General features: G+C 67.0%; 19 protein-coding genes and 1 tRNA gene. 11 read left to right on the top strand and 9 right to left on the bottom strand.

Features of this window, described 5'->3' with window-relative positions:
- Nucleotides 1–6 precede the first annotated feature (6 nt).
- The 5 genes from B9N75_RS02025 to B9N75_RS02005 all read left to right on the top strand — a co-directional run bounded on the left by B9N75_RS02025 (nucleotide 7) and on the right by B9N75_RS02005 (nucleotide 4,671).
- Nucleotides 7–327 (top strand): hypothetical protein, encoded by a 321-nt coding sequence (locus B9N75_RS02025; protein WP_085217288.1) that lies wholly within the window; start codon nucleotides 7–9, stop codon nucleotides 325–327.
- A gap of 50 nt (nucleotides 328–377) precedes the next feature.
- The gene (locus B9N75_RS02020) at nucleotides 378–614 is read left to right on the top strand and encodes a hypothetical protein (RefSeq protein WP_157123652.1); all 237 of its coding nucleotides are present in this window, start codon (nucleotides 378–380) and stop codon (nucleotides 612–614) included.
- A 145-nt stretch (nucleotides 615–759) separates the two neighbouring features.
- The gene (locus B9N75_RS02015; RefSeq protein WP_085217286.1) at nucleotides 760–2,511 is read left to right on the top strand and encodes a copper resistance system multicopper oxidase; all 1,752 of its coding nucleotides are present in this window, start codon (nucleotides 760–762) and stop codon (nucleotides 2,509–2,511) included.
- Nucleotides 2,508–3,476 carry a copper resistance protein B gene (locus tag B9N75_RS02010; RefSeq protein WP_085217285.1) on the top strand — a complete coding sequence of 323 codons (969 nt, stop codon included), beginning with the start codon at nucleotides 2,508–2,510 and terminating at the stop codon, nucleotides 3,474–3,476. Before B9N75_RS02015 ends, B9N75_RS02010 begins: the two co-directional genes overlap by 4 nt.
- A gap of 58 nt (nucleotides 3,477–3,534) precedes the next feature.
- A complete protein-coding gene (locus tag B9N75_RS02005; RefSeq protein ID WP_085217284.1) occupies nucleotides 3,535–4,671 on the top strand; it encodes an NHL repeat-containing protein in 1,137 nt (378 codons plus the stop codon).
- On the opposite strand, the gene B9N75_RS02000 is transcribed toward B9N75_RS02005, so the two are convergent.
- Together B9N75_RS02000 and B9N75_RS01995 are read right to left on the bottom strand one after the other, a co-directional pair.
- Nucleotides 4,668–5,126, bottom strand: a complete 459-nt coding sequence (locus tag B9N75_RS02000) for a YaiI/YqxD family protein (protein WP_085217283.1) — start codon at nucleotides 5,124–5,126, stop codon at nucleotides 4,668–4,670. The two genes, B9N75_RS02005 and B9N75_RS02000, sit on opposite strands and share 4 nt — an antisense overlap.
- Complete coding sequence (locus B9N75_RS01995) at nucleotides 5,123–6,313, bottom strand: BaiN/RdsA family NAD(P)/FAD-dependent oxidoreductase (RefSeq protein WP_085217282.1); 1,191 nt, start codon at nucleotides 6,311–6,313, stop codon at nucleotides 5,123–5,125. Before B9N75_RS01995 ends, B9N75_RS02000 begins: the two co-directional genes overlap by 4 nt.
- A 53-nt stretch (nucleotides 6,314–6,366) precedes the next feature.
- On the opposite strand from B9N75_RS01995, the gene B9N75_RS01990 reads away from it, so the two are divergent.
- Nucleotides 6,367–6,786 carry a DUF1810 domain-containing protein gene (locus tag B9N75_RS01990; RefSeq protein WP_085217281.1) on the top strand — a complete coding sequence of 140 codons (420 nt, stop codon included), beginning with the start codon at nucleotides 6,367–6,369 and terminating at the stop codon, nucleotides 6,784–6,786.
- Here the strand turns inward: B9N75_RS01990 and B9N75_RS14165 are convergent.
- Nucleotides 6,770–6,925, bottom strand: a complete 156-nt coding sequence (locus B9N75_RS14165; RefSeq protein ID WP_172840783.1) for a hypothetical protein — start codon at nucleotides 6,923–6,925, stop codon at nucleotides 6,770–6,772. The genes B9N75_RS01990 and B9N75_RS14165 overlap by 17 nt on opposite strands.
- 120 nt (nucleotides 6,926–7,045) lie before the next feature.
- Between B9N75_RS14165 and B9N75_RS01980 the strand changes: the two genes are divergently transcribed.
- Nucleotides 7,046–7,843 carry a helix-turn-helix transcriptional regulator gene (locus tag B9N75_RS01980; RefSeq protein ID WP_085217279.1) on the top strand — a complete coding sequence of 266 codons (798 nt, stop codon included), beginning with the start codon at nucleotides 7,046–7,048 and terminating at the stop codon, nucleotides 7,841–7,843.
- 401 nt (nucleotides 7,844–8,244) lie between these two features.
- The gene (locus B9N75_RS01975) at nucleotides 8,245–8,595 is read left to right on the top strand and encodes a hypothetical protein (RefSeq protein ID WP_085217278.1); all 351 of its coding nucleotides are present in this window, start codon (nucleotides 8,245–8,247) and stop codon (nucleotides 8,593–8,595) included.
- An 88-nt stretch (nucleotides 8,596–8,683) separates the two neighbouring features.
- Here B9N75_RS01975 and B9N75_RS01970 read toward each other — a convergent pair whose 3' ends face one another.
- Nucleotides 8,684–9,592 carry a sigma-70 family RNA polymerase sigma factor gene (locus B9N75_RS01970; protein ID WP_085217277.1) on the bottom strand — a complete coding sequence of 303 codons (909 nt, stop codon included), beginning with the start codon at nucleotides 9,590–9,592 and terminating at the stop codon, nucleotides 8,684–8,686.
- Between the two features lie 163 nt (nucleotides 9,593–9,755).
- Here B9N75_RS01970 and B9N75_RS01965 point away from each other — a divergent pair, with 163 nt between their 5' ends.
- Nucleotides 9,756–10,211 (top strand): carboxymuconolactone decarboxylase family protein, encoded by a 456-nt coding sequence (locus tag B9N75_RS01965; RefSeq protein ID WP_172840782.1) that lies wholly within the window; start codon nucleotides 9,756–9,758, stop codon nucleotides 10,209–10,211.
- 25 nt (nucleotides 10,212–10,236) lie between these two features.
- The gene (locus B9N75_RS01960) at nucleotides 10,237–10,593 is read left to right on the top strand and encodes a carboxymuconolactone decarboxylase family protein (RefSeq protein WP_210189344.1); all 357 of its coding nucleotides are present in this window, start codon (nucleotides 10,237–10,239) and stop codon (nucleotides 10,591–10,593) included.
- A gap of 204 nt (nucleotides 10,594–10,797) precedes the next feature.
- Here the strand turns inward: B9N75_RS01960 and B9N75_RS01955 are convergent.
- The 5 genes from B9N75_RS01955 to B9N75_RS01935 all read right to left on the bottom strand — a co-directional run bounded on the left by B9N75_RS01955 (nucleotide 10,798) and on the right by B9N75_RS01935 (nucleotide 13,079).
- A tRNA-Arg gene (locus B9N75_RS01955) sits at nucleotides 10,798–10,874 on the bottom strand.
- Between the two features lie 42 nt (nucleotides 10,875–10,916).
- Complete coding sequence (locus tag B9N75_RS01950) at nucleotides 10,917–11,309, bottom strand: hypothetical protein (protein ID WP_244552400.1); 393 nt, start codon at nucleotides 11,307–11,309, stop codon at nucleotides 10,917–10,919.
- Nucleotides 11,310–11,315: 6 nt separating this feature from the next.
- On the bottom strand, nucleotides 11,316–12,005 hold the full coding sequence (nth, locus tag B9N75_RS01945) for an endonuclease III (protein ID WP_085217276.1): 690 nt from the start codon (nucleotides 12,003–12,005) through the stop codon (nucleotides 11,316–11,318).
- A complete protein-coding gene (dapB, locus tag B9N75_RS01940) occupies nucleotides 12,002–12,706 on the bottom strand; it encodes a 4-hydroxy-tetrahydrodipicolinate reductase (RefSeq protein WP_085217275.1) in 705 nt (234 codons plus the stop codon). The genes nth and dapB overlap by 4 nt, the downstream gene beginning before the upstream one ends.
- A gap of 100 nt (nucleotides 12,707–12,806) precedes the next feature.
- Entirely contained in the window at nucleotides 12,807–13,079 is a 273-nt protein-coding gene (locus B9N75_RS01935; protein ID WP_157123651.1) for a hypothetical protein, read from the bottom strand.
- A 126-nt stretch (nucleotides 13,080–13,205) separates the two neighbouring features.
- Here B9N75_RS01935 and B9N75_RS01930 point away from each other — a divergent pair, with 126 nt between their 5' ends.
- The gene (locus B9N75_RS01930; protein ID WP_085217273.1) at nucleotides 13,206–13,910 is read left to right on the top strand and encodes an NAD-dependent deacylase; all 705 of its coding nucleotides are present in this window, start codon (nucleotides 13,206–13,208) and stop codon (nucleotides 13,908–13,910) included.
- Nucleotides 13,911–13,917: the final 7 nt, after the last annotated feature.

Raw genomic sequence — 13,917 nt, 5'->3', positions numbered from 1 at the left:
GCGGTCGTGTTCCGCCGTTTGATCCTTGCCCTGCTGCTGCTCGCAGTCGCCGCGGCGCCTTTCTCGATGATGGGCGGTGCGGCGATGGCGCATGCGCCCGCCGCGGAGATGACGGCCGGCCATTGCGAGGGCATGAAGCCCGCCGCGCCGAAGGGCGATGTCGGGCGCGCGATCGATTGCATGATGATCTGTTCGACTGTCCTGCCATCGGCGCTCGCCGCACCCGCGCAAGTTGCGATGGCGCCGCTTTCGCCGGTCGCCGCGCCGCTGCGCACGATCGGCGGGGTCGAGCCCCTGCTGGAACTGCCGCCTCCTCGCCTCGCCTGAAGGAAATGCAGCGCGGCTCTCCGCGCCCTTTCTTTTCAGGAGATATGACCATGAAGATGCTGCTTGCCGCGATCGCGCTGACGATCGCCGCCCCTGCCGTCGCGCAGGCCGATGCCCACGCCAACCACAGCGCCGCCGAACATGCCCGCCATCAGGGGCAAGATTGCTGCGCGGAAAAGGATCCCGCCAAGCGCAAGGCGTGCTGCGAGAAGGCCGCCAAGAACGGCCAGCAGCCGGCCTGCTGCGCCGACAAGAAGGCCGACCATTCGGGCCACGACAAGCATTGATGGGGTAGAGCAGGGCCTTGGTTCTGCCCTTTCCGTCATTGCGAGCAAAGCGAAGCAATCCAGCCGGCGCTTGCCTTGGCTGGATTGCTTCGTCGCTCCACTCCTAGCAACGACGAGGCCCTCTCCTTCTCGGAGACGAAAAGACATGACGACATTGGACCGCCGCGCTCTGCTGCGCGGCGCCGCGATCGGCGGAATCGGCGCTGGCTTCGCCGGCTTGCTGCCCGCCTGGGCGCAGAGCGGCACGCCGGGCATCGTACCCGACATGACGACGCTGAGCGGCGAGGACATTCGCCTCACCGTCGCGGACAGCCATTTCACCGTCGGCGGGCGGCACGGTCATGCGGTGACGGTGAACGGGACCATCCCCGCGCCGCTGATACGCCTCAAGGAAGGGCAGAACGTCCGCCTCCACGTCGCCAACCGGCTGAAGGAGGACACGTCGATCCACTGGCACGGGCTGCTGCTGCCCTTCCAGATGGACGGCGTCCCCGGCGTCAGCTTCCCCGGCATCCGGCCAGGCGAAACCTTCGTCTACGAATTTCCCGTCCGCCAGTCGGGCACCTACTGGTATCACAGCCATTCGGGGTTGCAGGAGCAGCAGGGCCATTACGGTCCTATGATCATCGACCCTGCCGGGCGCGATCCGGTCGGCTATGATCGCGAGCATGTCGTCGTCCTCTCGGACTGGACGTTCCTTCACCCGCATCAGGTGATCGCCAAGCTCAAGCATCAGGGCGGCTATTTCAACCGCCAGCGCCAGACGCTTGCCGGGATGCTGAAGGGCGGGCCGGAAGAAACGATGAGCGCGACTGACCGCGCGATGTGGGGCCAGATGCGGATGGACCCCACCGACATCGCCGACGTGACCGGCGCCACCTACACCTATCTCATCAACGGCCACGGCCCGGCGGAGAATTGGACCGGCCTGTTCCGCCCCGGCGAGCGAGTGCGGCTGCGCATCGTCAACGCCGCCGCGATGTCCATCTTCAACGTCCGTATCCCCGGCCTCGCGATGACCGTGGTGAGCGCCGACGGGCAGGACGTCCGCCCGGTCGAGACCGACGAGTTCCAGATCGGCGCAGCAGAAACTTACGACGTGATCGTCCAGCCGCGCGAGGACCGTGCCTACAGCTTCGTGGCGGAATCGATCGACCGCTCCGGCATGGGCCGCGCGACGCTCGCGCCGCGGCTGGGCATGACCGCCGAAGTGCCGCCGCTCCGCCCACGCCCGACGCTCACCATGAAGGACATGGGCATGGGCGGCATGGACCATGGTGCGATGGGCCACGGCGGCATGGGTCATGGCGGCGCCACAGGCGGCACGATGAAGCATGACATGCGCGACAAGTCCTCGGCGCCGCCGAACATGAAGGTCGGCGCAGGCGTTGACATGATCGCCGCCATGCCGGTCGATCGCAGCGGCGATCGCGGGCTGGGGCTGGAGGATGTGGAACATCGCGTCCTCACCTATCACGATCTCGCCTCGCTCTATCCCAACCCCGATCCGCGGCCGCCCGCGCGCACCGTCGAGGTCAACCTCACCGGCAATATGGAGCGGTTCATGTGGTCGTTCGACGGCGTGAAGCTGTCCGAGGGTGCGGAGCCGATCCGCTTCGCGCGCAACGAGCGGGTGCGCGTAAAGCTGATCAACCACAGCATGATGACGCATCCCATCCACCTCCACGGCCATTTCTTCGAGGTGGTGACCGGCAATCCGGGGCGTCATCCGATCAAGCATACCGTGAACGTGTTGCCCGGCGGCACCGCGAGCTTCGATCTGACCGCCGACGCGCCGGGCGACTGGGCCTTCCACTGCCACCTGCTGCTCCACATGCACGCGGGGATGATGCGCGTCGTTACGGTGCGGCCGATCGACGATGGAGACGCCGCATGATCCGCCTTGCCGCGCTCCTCCTCGCCGCCACGGCAGCCCCGGCCTTCGCCCAGCATGCCGGGCATGAGGGCCATGCGATGCCCGCTCCGGCTCCCGCGCCGGCCCCCGCCGATCCTCACGCTGGCCATGAGACGCCTGCCGCGGACCCGCACGCTGGCCACACGATGCCTGCAGCCGATCCGCATGCTGGGCACGGCATGCCGGCCGACGATGCTCCGCCCGTCGCGCCGCCGCCGGCCGAGGCGCTTTCCGGACCCGAACATGCCGCCGACACCGTCTTCGGCTCCCGGGCGATGGAGGGATCACGCTACACGCTCCGCCGCGAGCATGGCGGCATGCGTACGGGCCGCATCCTCATCGACCGTGCCGAGTTCCGCATCCGCAATGGCCGCGACGGCTATGCGGTTGAAGGCGACGCCTGGTACGGCGGCGATTACGACAAGCTTTGGCTCAAGACCGAGGTCGAGGGATCGTTCGGAGAGAAGATCGAGTCGGCCGAGCTGCAGGCATTGTGGAGCCGCCCGATCAAGCCGTTCTTCGATCTTCAGGCCGGCGTCCGCTACGACGTGCAGCCCGATCCGGAGACCGCGCATCTCGTCCTCGGCATCCAGGGCCTCGCGCCCTACTGGTTCGAGGTCGATGGCGCGCTGTTCCTCTCGCACCGCGGCGACGTCACCGCGCGGATCGAGGCGGAATATGATCAGCGCATCACCCAGAATCTGACGCTCCAGCCCGCAATCGAGTTCGATCTCGCCGCGCAGGACGTGCCGGAGATCGGCGTCGGCCGCGGCATCTCCACCGTCGAGGCGGGGCTGCGATTGCGCTACGAATTCGTGCCCGAGTTCGCGCCTTATGTTGGCGTCAACTATGAGCGTGCGCTTGGGCGGACGGCCGATTTCCGGCGGCTGGCGGGCGAGGATCCCGGCGGCTGGAATCTCGTCCTCGGCATCCGCGCCTGGTTCTGACCGGGGTTGCGGCGGCGGCCGCGGCGACGCAGTCTGACACGGGCTGAAGGGAGGGAGAATGCGCATCGTTCCGCTGATGCTGTCCGCCGTCATGCTCGTCGCGGCGACCAGTCCTGCGCCAGTGTCGTCGGGCGCGGTCCGCACCGCGCTGCTCGCCGCGATCGAGGCTTCGGACCACGCCGCGGTCGCCGCCCGTGCCGCGCTGCTCGCCGAGATGGGCGCCACTCTGTCGTCCGCCAGCCAGGACCGGATCGCGCCTTTCGTGGACGCAGACCTGCGCGAGAGTCTGGCCGCGCGGTTCGCGGAGAATGCGCAGCCCATCGCCGCAGCCACGCCGTTCGCGACCCTGCCGCCGTCGATGGAGCTGGTCGAGGGCATCGCCTGGGATGGCCGCCGCCTCTTTGCAGGCTCCGCGTCCAACGGGCGGCTGATGATGTACGAGAGCCGCACATGGCGCGAGCTGCCGCTCGATGCGCCGCCTGCGGGCCTGTTCGGCATGGCGGTCGACGTGCCGCGCCAGCGCCTGTGGATCGCCGCCGGCACGACGCGGCGCGGGGCGGAGGCGGCGGAGATCTGGCGCGGTCTCATCGGTGTCGATCTCGCCAGCCACCGCATCGTCGAGCGACTGGCAATGCCCGACGGCGGCAGCCCCGGCGACGTCGCACTCGCGGCAGACGGCACGCTCTACGCCAGCGATGGCAACGGCGGCTTGTATCGCTGCAAGCCCGGGTGCGCGACGCTCGAGCGCATGGCGCTCAAGACGCCGCTCGACAGCCCGCAGGGGATCGTGCCCTCACCGGACGGCCGCAGCCAGATCGTCGCGGATTACGTCGCCGGTCTCGTTCGGATCGATCCCGCCGACGGCAGCGTCACGCCGATCGGCGCGCGCACGCCGATGATGCTGGAGGGGATCGACGGGCTTGTCGCGCACGGCCGCGACCTCATCGCCATCCAGAACGGCACCCGTCCACGCCGCATCCTCAGGATCGCGCTCGACGACGGCGGCATTGCGATCCGCTCGGTCGCGGCGATCGAGCGCGAACCGCCGGGCTGGGACGAGCCGACGCTCGGCGTGGTCGCCGCCGATGCCTTGCTCTACGTCGCCGATGCGCAGTGGACCGCAGTAGGCGAGGATGGCGCGGTGAAGCCCGGCACCGTCTGGCGCGCGACCCAGATCCGGCGCCTGCCGCTCTAGCGCCGCTTCAGCCGCACCAAGGCCTCATCGAGCGCCTGCAGGAAGCGCGAGCGATCGGCGCCGGAGAAGGGCGCGGGTCCGCCGATCCCGTCGCCCACCGCCCCGGCGCGGAGATCCGCCATGATCGCGCGTGTCGCGATCGCGCCGCCGATCGAGGCCGCGGTGAACGGCTTGCCCGTCGGCCCGATCACCATCGCGCCCGCCTTCAGGCAGCGATCGGCGAGGAGTATGTCGGCGGTGATGACCACCGCCTTCGCATCCGACTGCTCGGCGATCCAGTCGTCGGCAGCGTCGAACCCGGCATCGACCACCTGGCGCGCGATCAGCGGATGCTGCGGCACGCGCAGCCAGCTGTTGCTGACGATCGTCACCGGCACTTCATGCCGCCACGCGACCTTGTAGATTTCGTCCTTCACCGGGCAGGCGTCGGCATCGACCAGAATACGGATCGTCATGCGGCCTCCCTCTCGCCCAAGGCCTGGCCTGCGGCCCAGCCGCTCGACCACGCCCATTGGAAATTATAGCCGCCGAGCCAGCCGGTGACGTCCACTGCCTCGCCGATCGCATAGAGGCCCGGCACGCGCCTTGCCTCCATCGTCCGCGACGAGAGGCCGTCTGTCGATATGCCGCCCACCGTCACCTCGGCCTTGGCAAATCCCTCGGTGCCGTTCGGCTGAAACGCCCAGCCCGCGAGCCGCCGCTCGGCCTCGCCCAGCGCTTTGTCGGTGGCGCCACCTATGGCGCCGTCGATCGCGATCCGCTCGGTCAACGCCTCGGCCAGCCGCGCGGGAAGTTGTGCAGAGAGGACCGCCGCAAGCGACGCCTTCGGCCGATCGCGCTTCGCCGCGGCGAGCCAGCCGGGCGCGGCGCCGGGCAGCAGGTCGATCGCCACCGGCTCGCCGTGCCGCCAGTAAGACGAGATCTGAAGGATTGCCGGGCCGGAAAGTCCCCGGTGTGTGAACAGCGCCGCCTCGCGGAATGCAGCCTGGCCGACCCGCGCGACCACTTCTGTGGAAACGCCGCTGAGATCGCGGAACAGCGCGTCGCTTCCCGGCAGCGTCAGCGGCACCAGCGCGGGCCTGGGCTCGACCACCTTGAGGCCGAACTTGCGCGCAAGATCATATGCGAAGCCCGTCGCGCCGAGCTTTGGGATCGACGGCCCGCCGGTCGCGATCACCAGCGCAGGCGCGCTGGCCGTGCCAGTATCGGAGCGCACCGTGAATTGTCCGTTGGCATGATCGACATCGCGCACCGCGCTGCCCAGCGCGATCGCGACCGCTCCTTTCGCGCATTCCTCGAGCAGCATGTCGACGATCTGCCGCGCCGATCCGTCGCAGAACAATTGGCCCAGTGTCTTCTCGTGCCAGGCGATCCCATAGGCTTCGACCAGCGCGATGAAATCTACGGGCGTGTAGCGGCCGAGCGCGGATTTGGCGAAATGCGGATTGGCGGAGAGATAGTTGGCGGGGGCCGCCCCGATGTTGGTGAAATTGCAGCGCCCGCCGCCCGAGATCAGGATTTTCCGGCCCGCCGCGTCATTATGCTCGATCACCAGCACGCGCAGCCCGCGCTGCCCCGCGGTTGCGGCACACATCAGCCCCGCGCCGCCGGCGCCGAGCACGATCGCGTCATATTGCTCCATCGCCGCCGCTCTCGCCGCTTCCGCGCATCGCCGCAAGCTGCGATAGGGCAGGGGTGGCCCATCCCTTCGATCTCGATCGCTTCCTCGTCGCGCAGGCGCGCGACTATGATCGCGCGCTCGCCGAGATAAGCGCGGGCGCCAAGCGCAGCCATTGGATGTGGTACATCTTCCCGCAGATCGCGGGGCTGGGCGGCAGCGACATGGCGCGCCGCTATGCGATCCGCTCGCTCGACGAAGCGCGCGCCTATCTCGCCCATCCGCTGCTCGGTCCGCGACTGGAGGCCTGCGTCGCCGCGCTCCAGCGGCTGCCCGACGCTGATGCCGAACGGGTGTTCGGGCCGGTCGATGCGATGAAGCTTCGCTCGTCGCTTACTTTGTTCGTCGCCGCGGGGGCGCCGCGGATATTCCAGACCGCGCTCGATCGCTGGTTCGGCGGCCGCGCCGATCCCGCGACGCTCAGCCGTCTGGCTTAGTCTCCACCGCGTCCGCCGCCTTGTCGGCCGCTTTCTTGCGATAATGCCGCGCCGCCAATGCCGCGCCCAGCACGAACCCGCCCGGCGCAAGCAGGATCGCCGCCGCCAGCCCGATCCTGTTCCAACTCTCGCGCTTCATGGTTCGCCGCTCTGATGACTCGGGCATCTTCGTAGCGCCGTCCCAAGTCTCCGCAATCCCGGATCGCCGCCGGTGCCGCAAGCCGCTCGTATTGCCGGCCGGTTCGTTTATGGTCGGCGCATGGTGGAGACGCGCTTCACGACCTGTCCGGCGCCTCCAGCGCTCGCCGGCGCGGTGGCCGAACTCTGGACGTTCGAGCACGACGGCCGCTTCGGCGCCGGCCTGCCCAAACCCTATGTCGAGCTCGTCGTCAGCCTCGCGGGGACCCACTGGTGGCGCGCGCGGCCGGACGGGGCCGAGCATCGTTACGCCGATAGTTGGGTGACGCCGATCCAGGACGGGCCGCGCTACGCGCGGTCGATGGGCCGCGCCCATCTCATCGGCGCGCGGCTGGAGCCCTGGGCCGCGGTCGCCATGTTCGGACCGCTCCCGCGCGGCAACGGGACGCCGCCGCCCCGCCTCGCATCGTTCCTGGGCGAGGAGGCCGAGCGCCTTCGCGCCTCGCTGATCGACGCGGGAGATGATGAGGAGAGGTTCGCCCGCTTTTCGGCATGGCTCGAGGCGCAACCGGCGCTGCACCGCGCGAGCCGAATACGTTCCGATCGGCAGGCTACCCGGGGCAATGCCACGGCGCTGGCGCGCGAGGTGGGGCTCAGCCCGCGATCGCTGCGGCGGCGCTTCGCGACGGAGGCCGGCCTCTCGCCGAAGCAATGGTTGAAGCTCCACCGGCTGGATGCGGTGCTCCGCGATCCCGGTCTAACGGATCCCGAAGCCACGCTCGCGGACCTCGCTTATGCGCATGGCTATGCCGATCAGGCCCATCTCGCGCGGGAGATGGCGCGGCTTACCGGATCGACCGCAGGCGCTCTCCGGCCGACGCGGGCTAAGTCTCCGCCGCATTTCCGGCCGCAAGACTGACCGCTTTGTTCAAGCCTGCTCGGGAAAGGCGCGATATGCGGCATTCTGAGCAGGGAGGGCAGGGATGGGCATGGTTCGCAACGTCGCACGGGTCTCAGCCGGCGTGATCACGGCAGGGCTCGTCATCGCGCTGACGGAATGGCTGGGTCACGTCCTGTTACGGGGCGATGCGCCATTCGCAGCGGCTGTCGCCGGCTATGCGCTGGGCGCCGCGGCCGGCACATTCGTCGCCGCAAGCTTAGGAGCACGGATCTCGATCGTGGTGCCGCTCGTGTTGGCCGCATTGGCGGCGGTAAATCTCTCTCCTTCCCGCACCCCGCCTGGCTCGCACCCGCCGCCGTCGTGGCGCTGGCGATCGGCTGGTATCTGGGCCGGCGGATGGGCCGAGCGAGGATCGCGATGTGACCAAGGATTTCGACGCCGTTTTCGCGCAATTGCGGACGATCATGCTGGAAGCGGGCGCCGGCCAGACCGTCGCCACCGACGAACCGGGCAACCTCGTTCTCCGATCCCAGTGCATCGACCCCAAGACCGGCGCGCCCGGCTGGTTCGGAACGGTGACGATCAAGAAGAGCTACGTCGCCTACCATCTCATCCCGCTCTACCAAGATACGGAACTGTCGGGCTCGGTGTCCGAGCAACTCGCGAAGCGGCGCCAAGGCAAGACCTGCTTCAACTTCAAAACGGTCGATTTGACGCTCTTCGAAGAGCTCGCCGATCTGACCCGGCGCGCCAATGCGAAGGGTGAATGAAGGAGGTAGACGCGCCAACCACTAGAGCTGCGCGATCGGCCGAGCGGACATTCCACATGATGCAGCAGCGGCGCGCGGCTGCTCAGTCCTAGCCGCTGATGACCTCTGTCAGGTGCCGTAACTTGTCGGGGTTCCGAACGATGTAGATCGCCGCAATCCTGCCGTTCCTTATATCGAGTGCGGTCGTCTGCACGAGGTCGCGATCGACGCTGATGTAACCCGGTAAACCGTCGATCTCCACCGTGCGTAGCAGTCGAGCAACGGGCGCATTTTTGCGCCGTAGTCCTGCGAACAGGCGCAGCACGCGATCAATACCGCGGACAATGTTCCGAAACGCCAAAACCTTCCCGCCGCCATCCGAGTGGATTTCCACCTCTTGAGCGAGTAGCGATGCAAGGGCGGCAGTATCGCCGTCACGCGCGGCTGCGAAAAAGGCGTGCGTGATCCGGTTTGCCTCAGTCGCTTCGATGCTGAATCGCGGCCGGGCGGCGTGCAAGTGTTTGCGCGCGCGCGAGGCGAGCTGGCGCACCGCCGCCGGCTCTCGGCCCAGCGTCACGGCCACGTCGCCCAACGCGACATCAAAGACATCGTGCAGAAGAAATGCCGCCCGTTCGAGGGGTGAAAGCCGTTCCATCGCGAGCATGAGCGTGACCGTGATATCATCGGCGATCGTTTCATCGGGATCGACAGAGTCCACCAAGGGGTCGGGCAGCCATGGACCGATATAGGTTTCACGCCTTACGCGTGCAGATTTGAGGCGGTCCAGACACAGGCGCGTGACGACGCGCGTCAGATATGCCGCCGGTGAATCGATGCCGCCCTGGACATTCTCCCATTTAAGCCAGGCATCTTGCACGACATCTTCGGCCTCGCTGAACGACCCCAGCATCCGATAGGCAAGGCGAACGAGCCGCTTCCGCTCCCGCTGAAATTCAGCCAAACGCCAGCTCTGTTTGGACTCTCTGCCCGCAGCATCAGTGCTTTCCCAGCCCTTCATCTCGCGCCGCCTCCTTGGCTCCTCAAATCTGACGAGCCGGCACGAAGCAATGTGACACGATCGCGGCCACATCCAGAAAATCTTCCTGCATGTCACATCGGCGTGGGCAATCTCGTCAGTGCAGATGAGCGTTGGTTGGACGCTGCTGCAAAGGAATGACGACATGGAAGAGATGAAGCGTCTGGTTTGGTACGAGGTGGCGCCAAAGGGTGCGCAGGCCCTGTTCGGCGTGCATCGTTACATCACCACCGGCACCAATCTGCCGGAGGAGATGATTCACCTCGTGTTTCTTCGGGTGTCCCAGATCAACGGTTGTGCGCATTGCATCGACCTCCACACCCGCGACCTGCTCAAGACCATGCCGCTCGACAAGGTGGTGCTCCTTCCGGTCTGGGCCGAAGTGCCGCATTTGTTTGACGCGCGATATCGGGCGGCGCTTGCCTGGGCGGAGGAGGTGACACGGGTCAGCGAAACTCATGCCTCGGACGAGGCTTATGCCGCTGCAGCGACAGCATTTGAACCGCGCGACCTGGCTGATCTTACGATCGCGATCGCAGCGATGAATGCGTTCAATCGTCTTGGCGCACCCTTCCGCTTGCCGGTGCAAGCCAAATCCTGACGCGCCTTAAGTGGGATTGAAAACTATGTCCGAACGACTGAACCATATGCGCCAAGTGCCGACGCTGACGCAGAAACTGACCGAGCTTACCTTCGCACTCAAGAAGAGCACCATCGGTCAGGCGATCCTGAGCCTGATCGAAATCCGCGCATCGCAGCTCAATGGCTGCGCTTTCTGCCTCGACATGCACATCAAGCAGGCCAGGCTCAATGGTGAGCGGGAGCTGCGCATTCATCACGTCGCGATCTGGCGTGAGTCGAGCCTGTTCAGCGATCGCGAGCGGGTCGCGTTGATGTGGACTGAAGCGTTGACCCGATTGTCGCCTCAGGGTGTCTCGGACGATGTATATGCCGAGGCACGCGCACAATTCTCGGACGATTGAGCTGGTCTATCTCACTTACATGGTCATGGTCATCAACGCTTGGAACCGAGCCTCTATCGCTTTCCGGTCTGTGCCCGGCTCGCAAGACAAGGCATTTGCGTTGGATAAAGCGGGTCTGTCCTGATCGGGCGTGTCCGGCTACGACCCTGACCGTGCGCTTGGCAGACCCAGCCCCGACTTGCGGTGCTTATCTTTAAAAGGAAATGGCGCACCCAAGAGGATTCGAACCTCTGGCCTCTGCCTTCGGAGGGCAGCGCTCTATCCAGCTGAGCTATGGGTGCGTCGCGTCGGCGATTAGAGCGTCCCGCGCCCGCCCGCAAGCGTCAGCGCGTCGTGGGCAGCTCGACCTTCTGGAACTTGCCGAGCCCGCAGGTCGCACCGCGGCTGGCGGCGGTGCTGCTTTCCACCACGGTGATCGTATCGACCGAGCAGAGCCGGGAGAGCGAGGTGTTGTAGGAGAAAGCGCGGTCGAAGCCGAGGCCGGGGCACTGGTTGGGCAGCGTGTTGCGCATCACGTCGCCGTTGATCATCTGGAAATCGATCGTCCGGTCGTCGCGCACGCGGGTGGAGCGGATGCCGCGCAGCAGCACGCAATCCTCGGGCGCGCCGACCACCTTCGCCTCTGTCACCGCGTTGCGATCCGCGGTCCGGGCATCGACCTGCGCGCAGCCGGCGAGCAGCGCCGCTCCCGCGGCCAGGGAAATGGCGATACGCATGACGTCTTACTCCTTCGCTTGTCCGTGCCCTCGCGACGCGCGAGGCGCCGGTCCGGTTCCCGGCGGCGGCGTCTTCGCCTTGTAACGGCAGATGTGCCGCACGACGCAGCGCCAGCATTCCGGCCGCCGCGCCTTGCAGACGTAGCGGCCGTGGAGGATCAGCCAGTGATGCGCGCCGAGCCGGTAGGGCTGCGGCACGCGCTTTTCGAGCTTGCGCTCCACTGCCAGCACATCCTTGCCGGGGGCGAGGCCGGTGCGGTTGGAGACGCGGAAGATGTGGGTATCCACCGCGAAGGTCTCGGCGCCGAATGCGGTGTTCATCACCACATTGGCGGTCTTGCGGCCGACGCCGGGCAGCTTCATCAGCGCATCGCGGTCCGCGGGCACCGCCCCGCCATGCTTCGCAATCAGCGCTTCGGACAAGGCGATCACGTTCTTGGCCTTGGTGTTGAACAGGCCGATCGTGCGGATGTGGTGGCGCAATTTCGCCTCGCCCAGCGCGACCATCGCTTGCGGCGTCCGGACCTCCTCGAACAGCGCCTTCGTCGCCTTGTTCACGCCGGCATCGGTCGCCTGCGCCGAGAGCACGACCGCGACCAGCAGTGTATAATCATTGACGTAATCGAGCTCGGTTTCGGGATTGGGCGTCCGCTCGGCCAGCAGGCGGAAGAATTCGGCGATCTCGTCCTTGGTCACGAAAGGCCCAGAACGTCGGCCATCGTATAGCGGCCGGCGGGGCGGTCCTTCAGCCACAAGGCCGCGGCGACCGCGCCTTTGGCAAAAATCGCGCGACTTTCGGCGCGATGGCCGATCTCGACGCGCTCGCCTTCGGTGGCGAAGATCACCTGATGCTCGCCCGCGACGCTGCCGCCGCGCAGCGACGCGAAGCCAATCGCGCCGGCCTCGCGCGGTCCTGCATTGCCGTCGCGGCCGCGTTCGGAATTGGCATCGAGGTCGATCTTGCGCCCGTCAGCCGCCGCGCGGCCCAGCATCAGCGCGGTACCCGATGGGGCATCCACCTTGTGGCGGTGGTGCATTTCGGCGATTTCGATATCCCAGTTCGGCCCGAGCCGCGCCGCGGCCTCGCGCACCAGATGCGCGACGAGGTTCACGCCCAGCGACATGTTCGCCGATTCGAGCACCGCAATCTCTGCCGTCGCCTCGTCGATTGCCGTCTGCTGCTCCGAGGAGAGGCCGGTCGTGCCGACGACGATCGGCAGGCTGGCGCGCAGGGCTTGGGCGAGCTGCGCGTCGAATATCGTGGGGGAGGTGAAGTCGATCAGCACGACAGCGCCGGCGTCGGGCGCGACGATGGTCACGTCCCCGCGCGCGTTCGCTTCGGCGCGGATCGCCTGGCCCATGCGCCCGCCAGCGCCGAACAGTCCGATGGCAGTCATCGCACCCGCCTAGCCGGTCCCGGCGCCGCGGCCAATGCGGCAAAAGAAAAGCCGCGCGGAATCGCTGATTCCGCGCGGCCTTCTGGAAAACGGAGCGGACTTACTGGCCGTTGACGGCCCGCTGCTGCTGCAGCTTGTCGATGTCCTGGCGCGCCTCGCGCGAACGCTCGTCGGCCTGCGCCCACTCGCGCGCCGTGGCGCAAACGCGCTTAGATCCGAGACGCGAACCGGTCGCCGGCTCCACCTTGCGGCAGATCACCTTGTCGCTGTCCATCTTCTCGCCGGTCTTGATATTGCTCGCGCCCGATTGCGCGAGGGCGGGAGCGCCCAGCGCGGCCGTAGCGGCAACGGCCAAAATCAACATGCCACGCATTTACGTCACTCCATCGGATTCGGAAAATACCGTCCTATAGTAACCACACACCGGGGCCCGTGTAAACCGCAGGTGTGAGAACGGGCAAGATTGTGAGCGATGACTGTGTGCGGCTAAGCTACGGCCATGCAAGCAATTCGCAGCATCGTCGTCCTCACCGGCGCGGGCATATCGGCCGAGTCCGGAGTCGCCACCTTCCGCGGACCGGACAGGCTGTGGGAGGGTCATCGCGTCGAAGATGTCGCGACGCCCGAGGCCTTCGCGCGCAATCCGGTGCTGGTGCAGGCCTTCTACGATGCGCGGCGCGCGAAGCTGGCGGAGGTGGAGCCGAATGCGGCGCATGAAGCGCTTGCGCGGCTCGATGCCCACTGGCCGGGCGATCTCCTCATCGTCACCCAGAACGTCGATGATTTGCACGAGCGCGCCGGGGCGAAGCGGCTGCTCCATATGCATGGCGAGCTCAAATCCGCCTGGTGTCTTGCGTGCGATGCCCGGATGCCTTGGGATGCACCCATATCGGACGGGCCGTCCTGCACCGTCTGCAATGCGCCCGGCCACCTCCGCCCGGATATCGTCTGGTTCGGCGAGATGCCCTACGAGATGGAGCGGATCGACCGCGCGCTGATGGATGCGGACCTGTTCGTCTCGATCGGTACGTCGGGCGCGGTCTATCCCGCCGCGGGCTATGTCCAGACGGCGCGCTACGCCGGTGCGCGGACCTTGGAGCTCAATCTCGAGCCGAGCCTGGGTAGCGTCTTTTTCCACGAAAGCCGGATCGGCCCCGCGGGGCGGCTGGTCCCGGAGTGGGTAGAGGAGATGCTGGCGGGCTGAGCGGCCC

It is taken from the genome of Allosphingosinicella indica, assembly GCF_900177405.1.
Classification (GTDB): domain Bacteria; phylum Pseudomonadota; class Alphaproteobacteria; order Sphingomonadales; family Sphingomonadaceae; genus Allosphingosinicella; species Allosphingosinicella indica.
This window is presented reverse-complemented; position numbering and strand designations above follow the sequence as displayed.

Coding starts and splice junctions, on each gene's coding strand:
- B9N75_RS02015 (WP_085217286.1), top strand. CDS start 760: ATGACGACATTGGACCGCCGCGCTCTGCTGCGCGGCGCCGCGATCGGC.
- B9N75_RS01930 (WP_085217273.1), top strand. CDS start 13,206: ATGCAAGCAATTCGCAGCATCGTCGTCCTCACCGGCGCGGGCATATCG.
- B9N75_RS01950 (WP_244552400.1), bottom strand. CDS start 11,309: ATGCGTATCGCCATTTCCCTGGCCGCGGGAGCGGCGCTGCTCGCCGGC.
- B9N75_RS01980 (WP_085217279.1), top strand. CDS start 7,046: ATGGTGGAGACGCGCTTCACGACCTGTCCGGCGCCTCCAGCGCTCGCC.
- B9N75_RS02005 (WP_085217284.1), top strand. CDS start 3,535: ATGCGCATCGTTCCGCTGATGCTGTCCGCCGTCATGCTCGTCGCGGCG.
- B9N75_RS01935 (WP_157123651.1), bottom strand. CDS start 13,079: ATGCGTGGCATGTTGATTTTGGCCGTTGCCGCTACGGCCGCGCTGGGC.
- B9N75_RS01965 (WP_172840782.1), top strand. CDS start 9,756: ATGGAAGAGATGAAGCGTCTGGTTTGGTACGAGGTGGCGCCAAAGGGT.
- B9N75_RS02010 (WP_085217285.1), top strand. CDS start 2,508: ATGATCCGCCTTGCCGCGCTCCTCCTCGCCGCCACGGCAGCCCCGGCC.
- dapB (WP_085217275.1), bottom strand. CDS start 12,706: ATGACTGCCATCGGACTGTTCGGCGCTGGCGGGCGCATGGGCCAGGCG.
- B9N75_RS01970 (WP_085217277.1), bottom strand. CDS start 9,592: ATGAAGGGCTGGGAAAGCACTGATGCTGCGGGCAGAGAGTCCAAACAG.
- B9N75_RS02000 (WP_085217283.1), bottom strand. CDS start 5,126: ATGACGATCCGTATTCTGGTCGATGCCGACGCCTGCCCGGTGAAGGAC.
- B9N75_RS14165 (WP_172840783.1), bottom strand. CDS start 6,925: ATGAAGCGCGAGAGTTGGAACAGGATCGGGCTGGCGGCGGCGATCCTG.
- B9N75_RS01960 (WP_210189344.1), top strand. CDS start 10,237: ATGTCCGAACGACTGAACCATATGCGCCAAGTGCCGACGCTGACGCAG.
- B9N75_RS02020 (WP_157123652.1), top strand. CDS start 378: ATGAAGATGCTGCTTGCCGCGATCGCGCTGACGATCGCCGCCCCTGCC.
- B9N75_RS01995 (WP_085217282.1), bottom strand. CDS start 6,313: ATGGAGCAATATGACGCGATCGTGCTCGGCGCCGGCGGCGCGGGGCTG.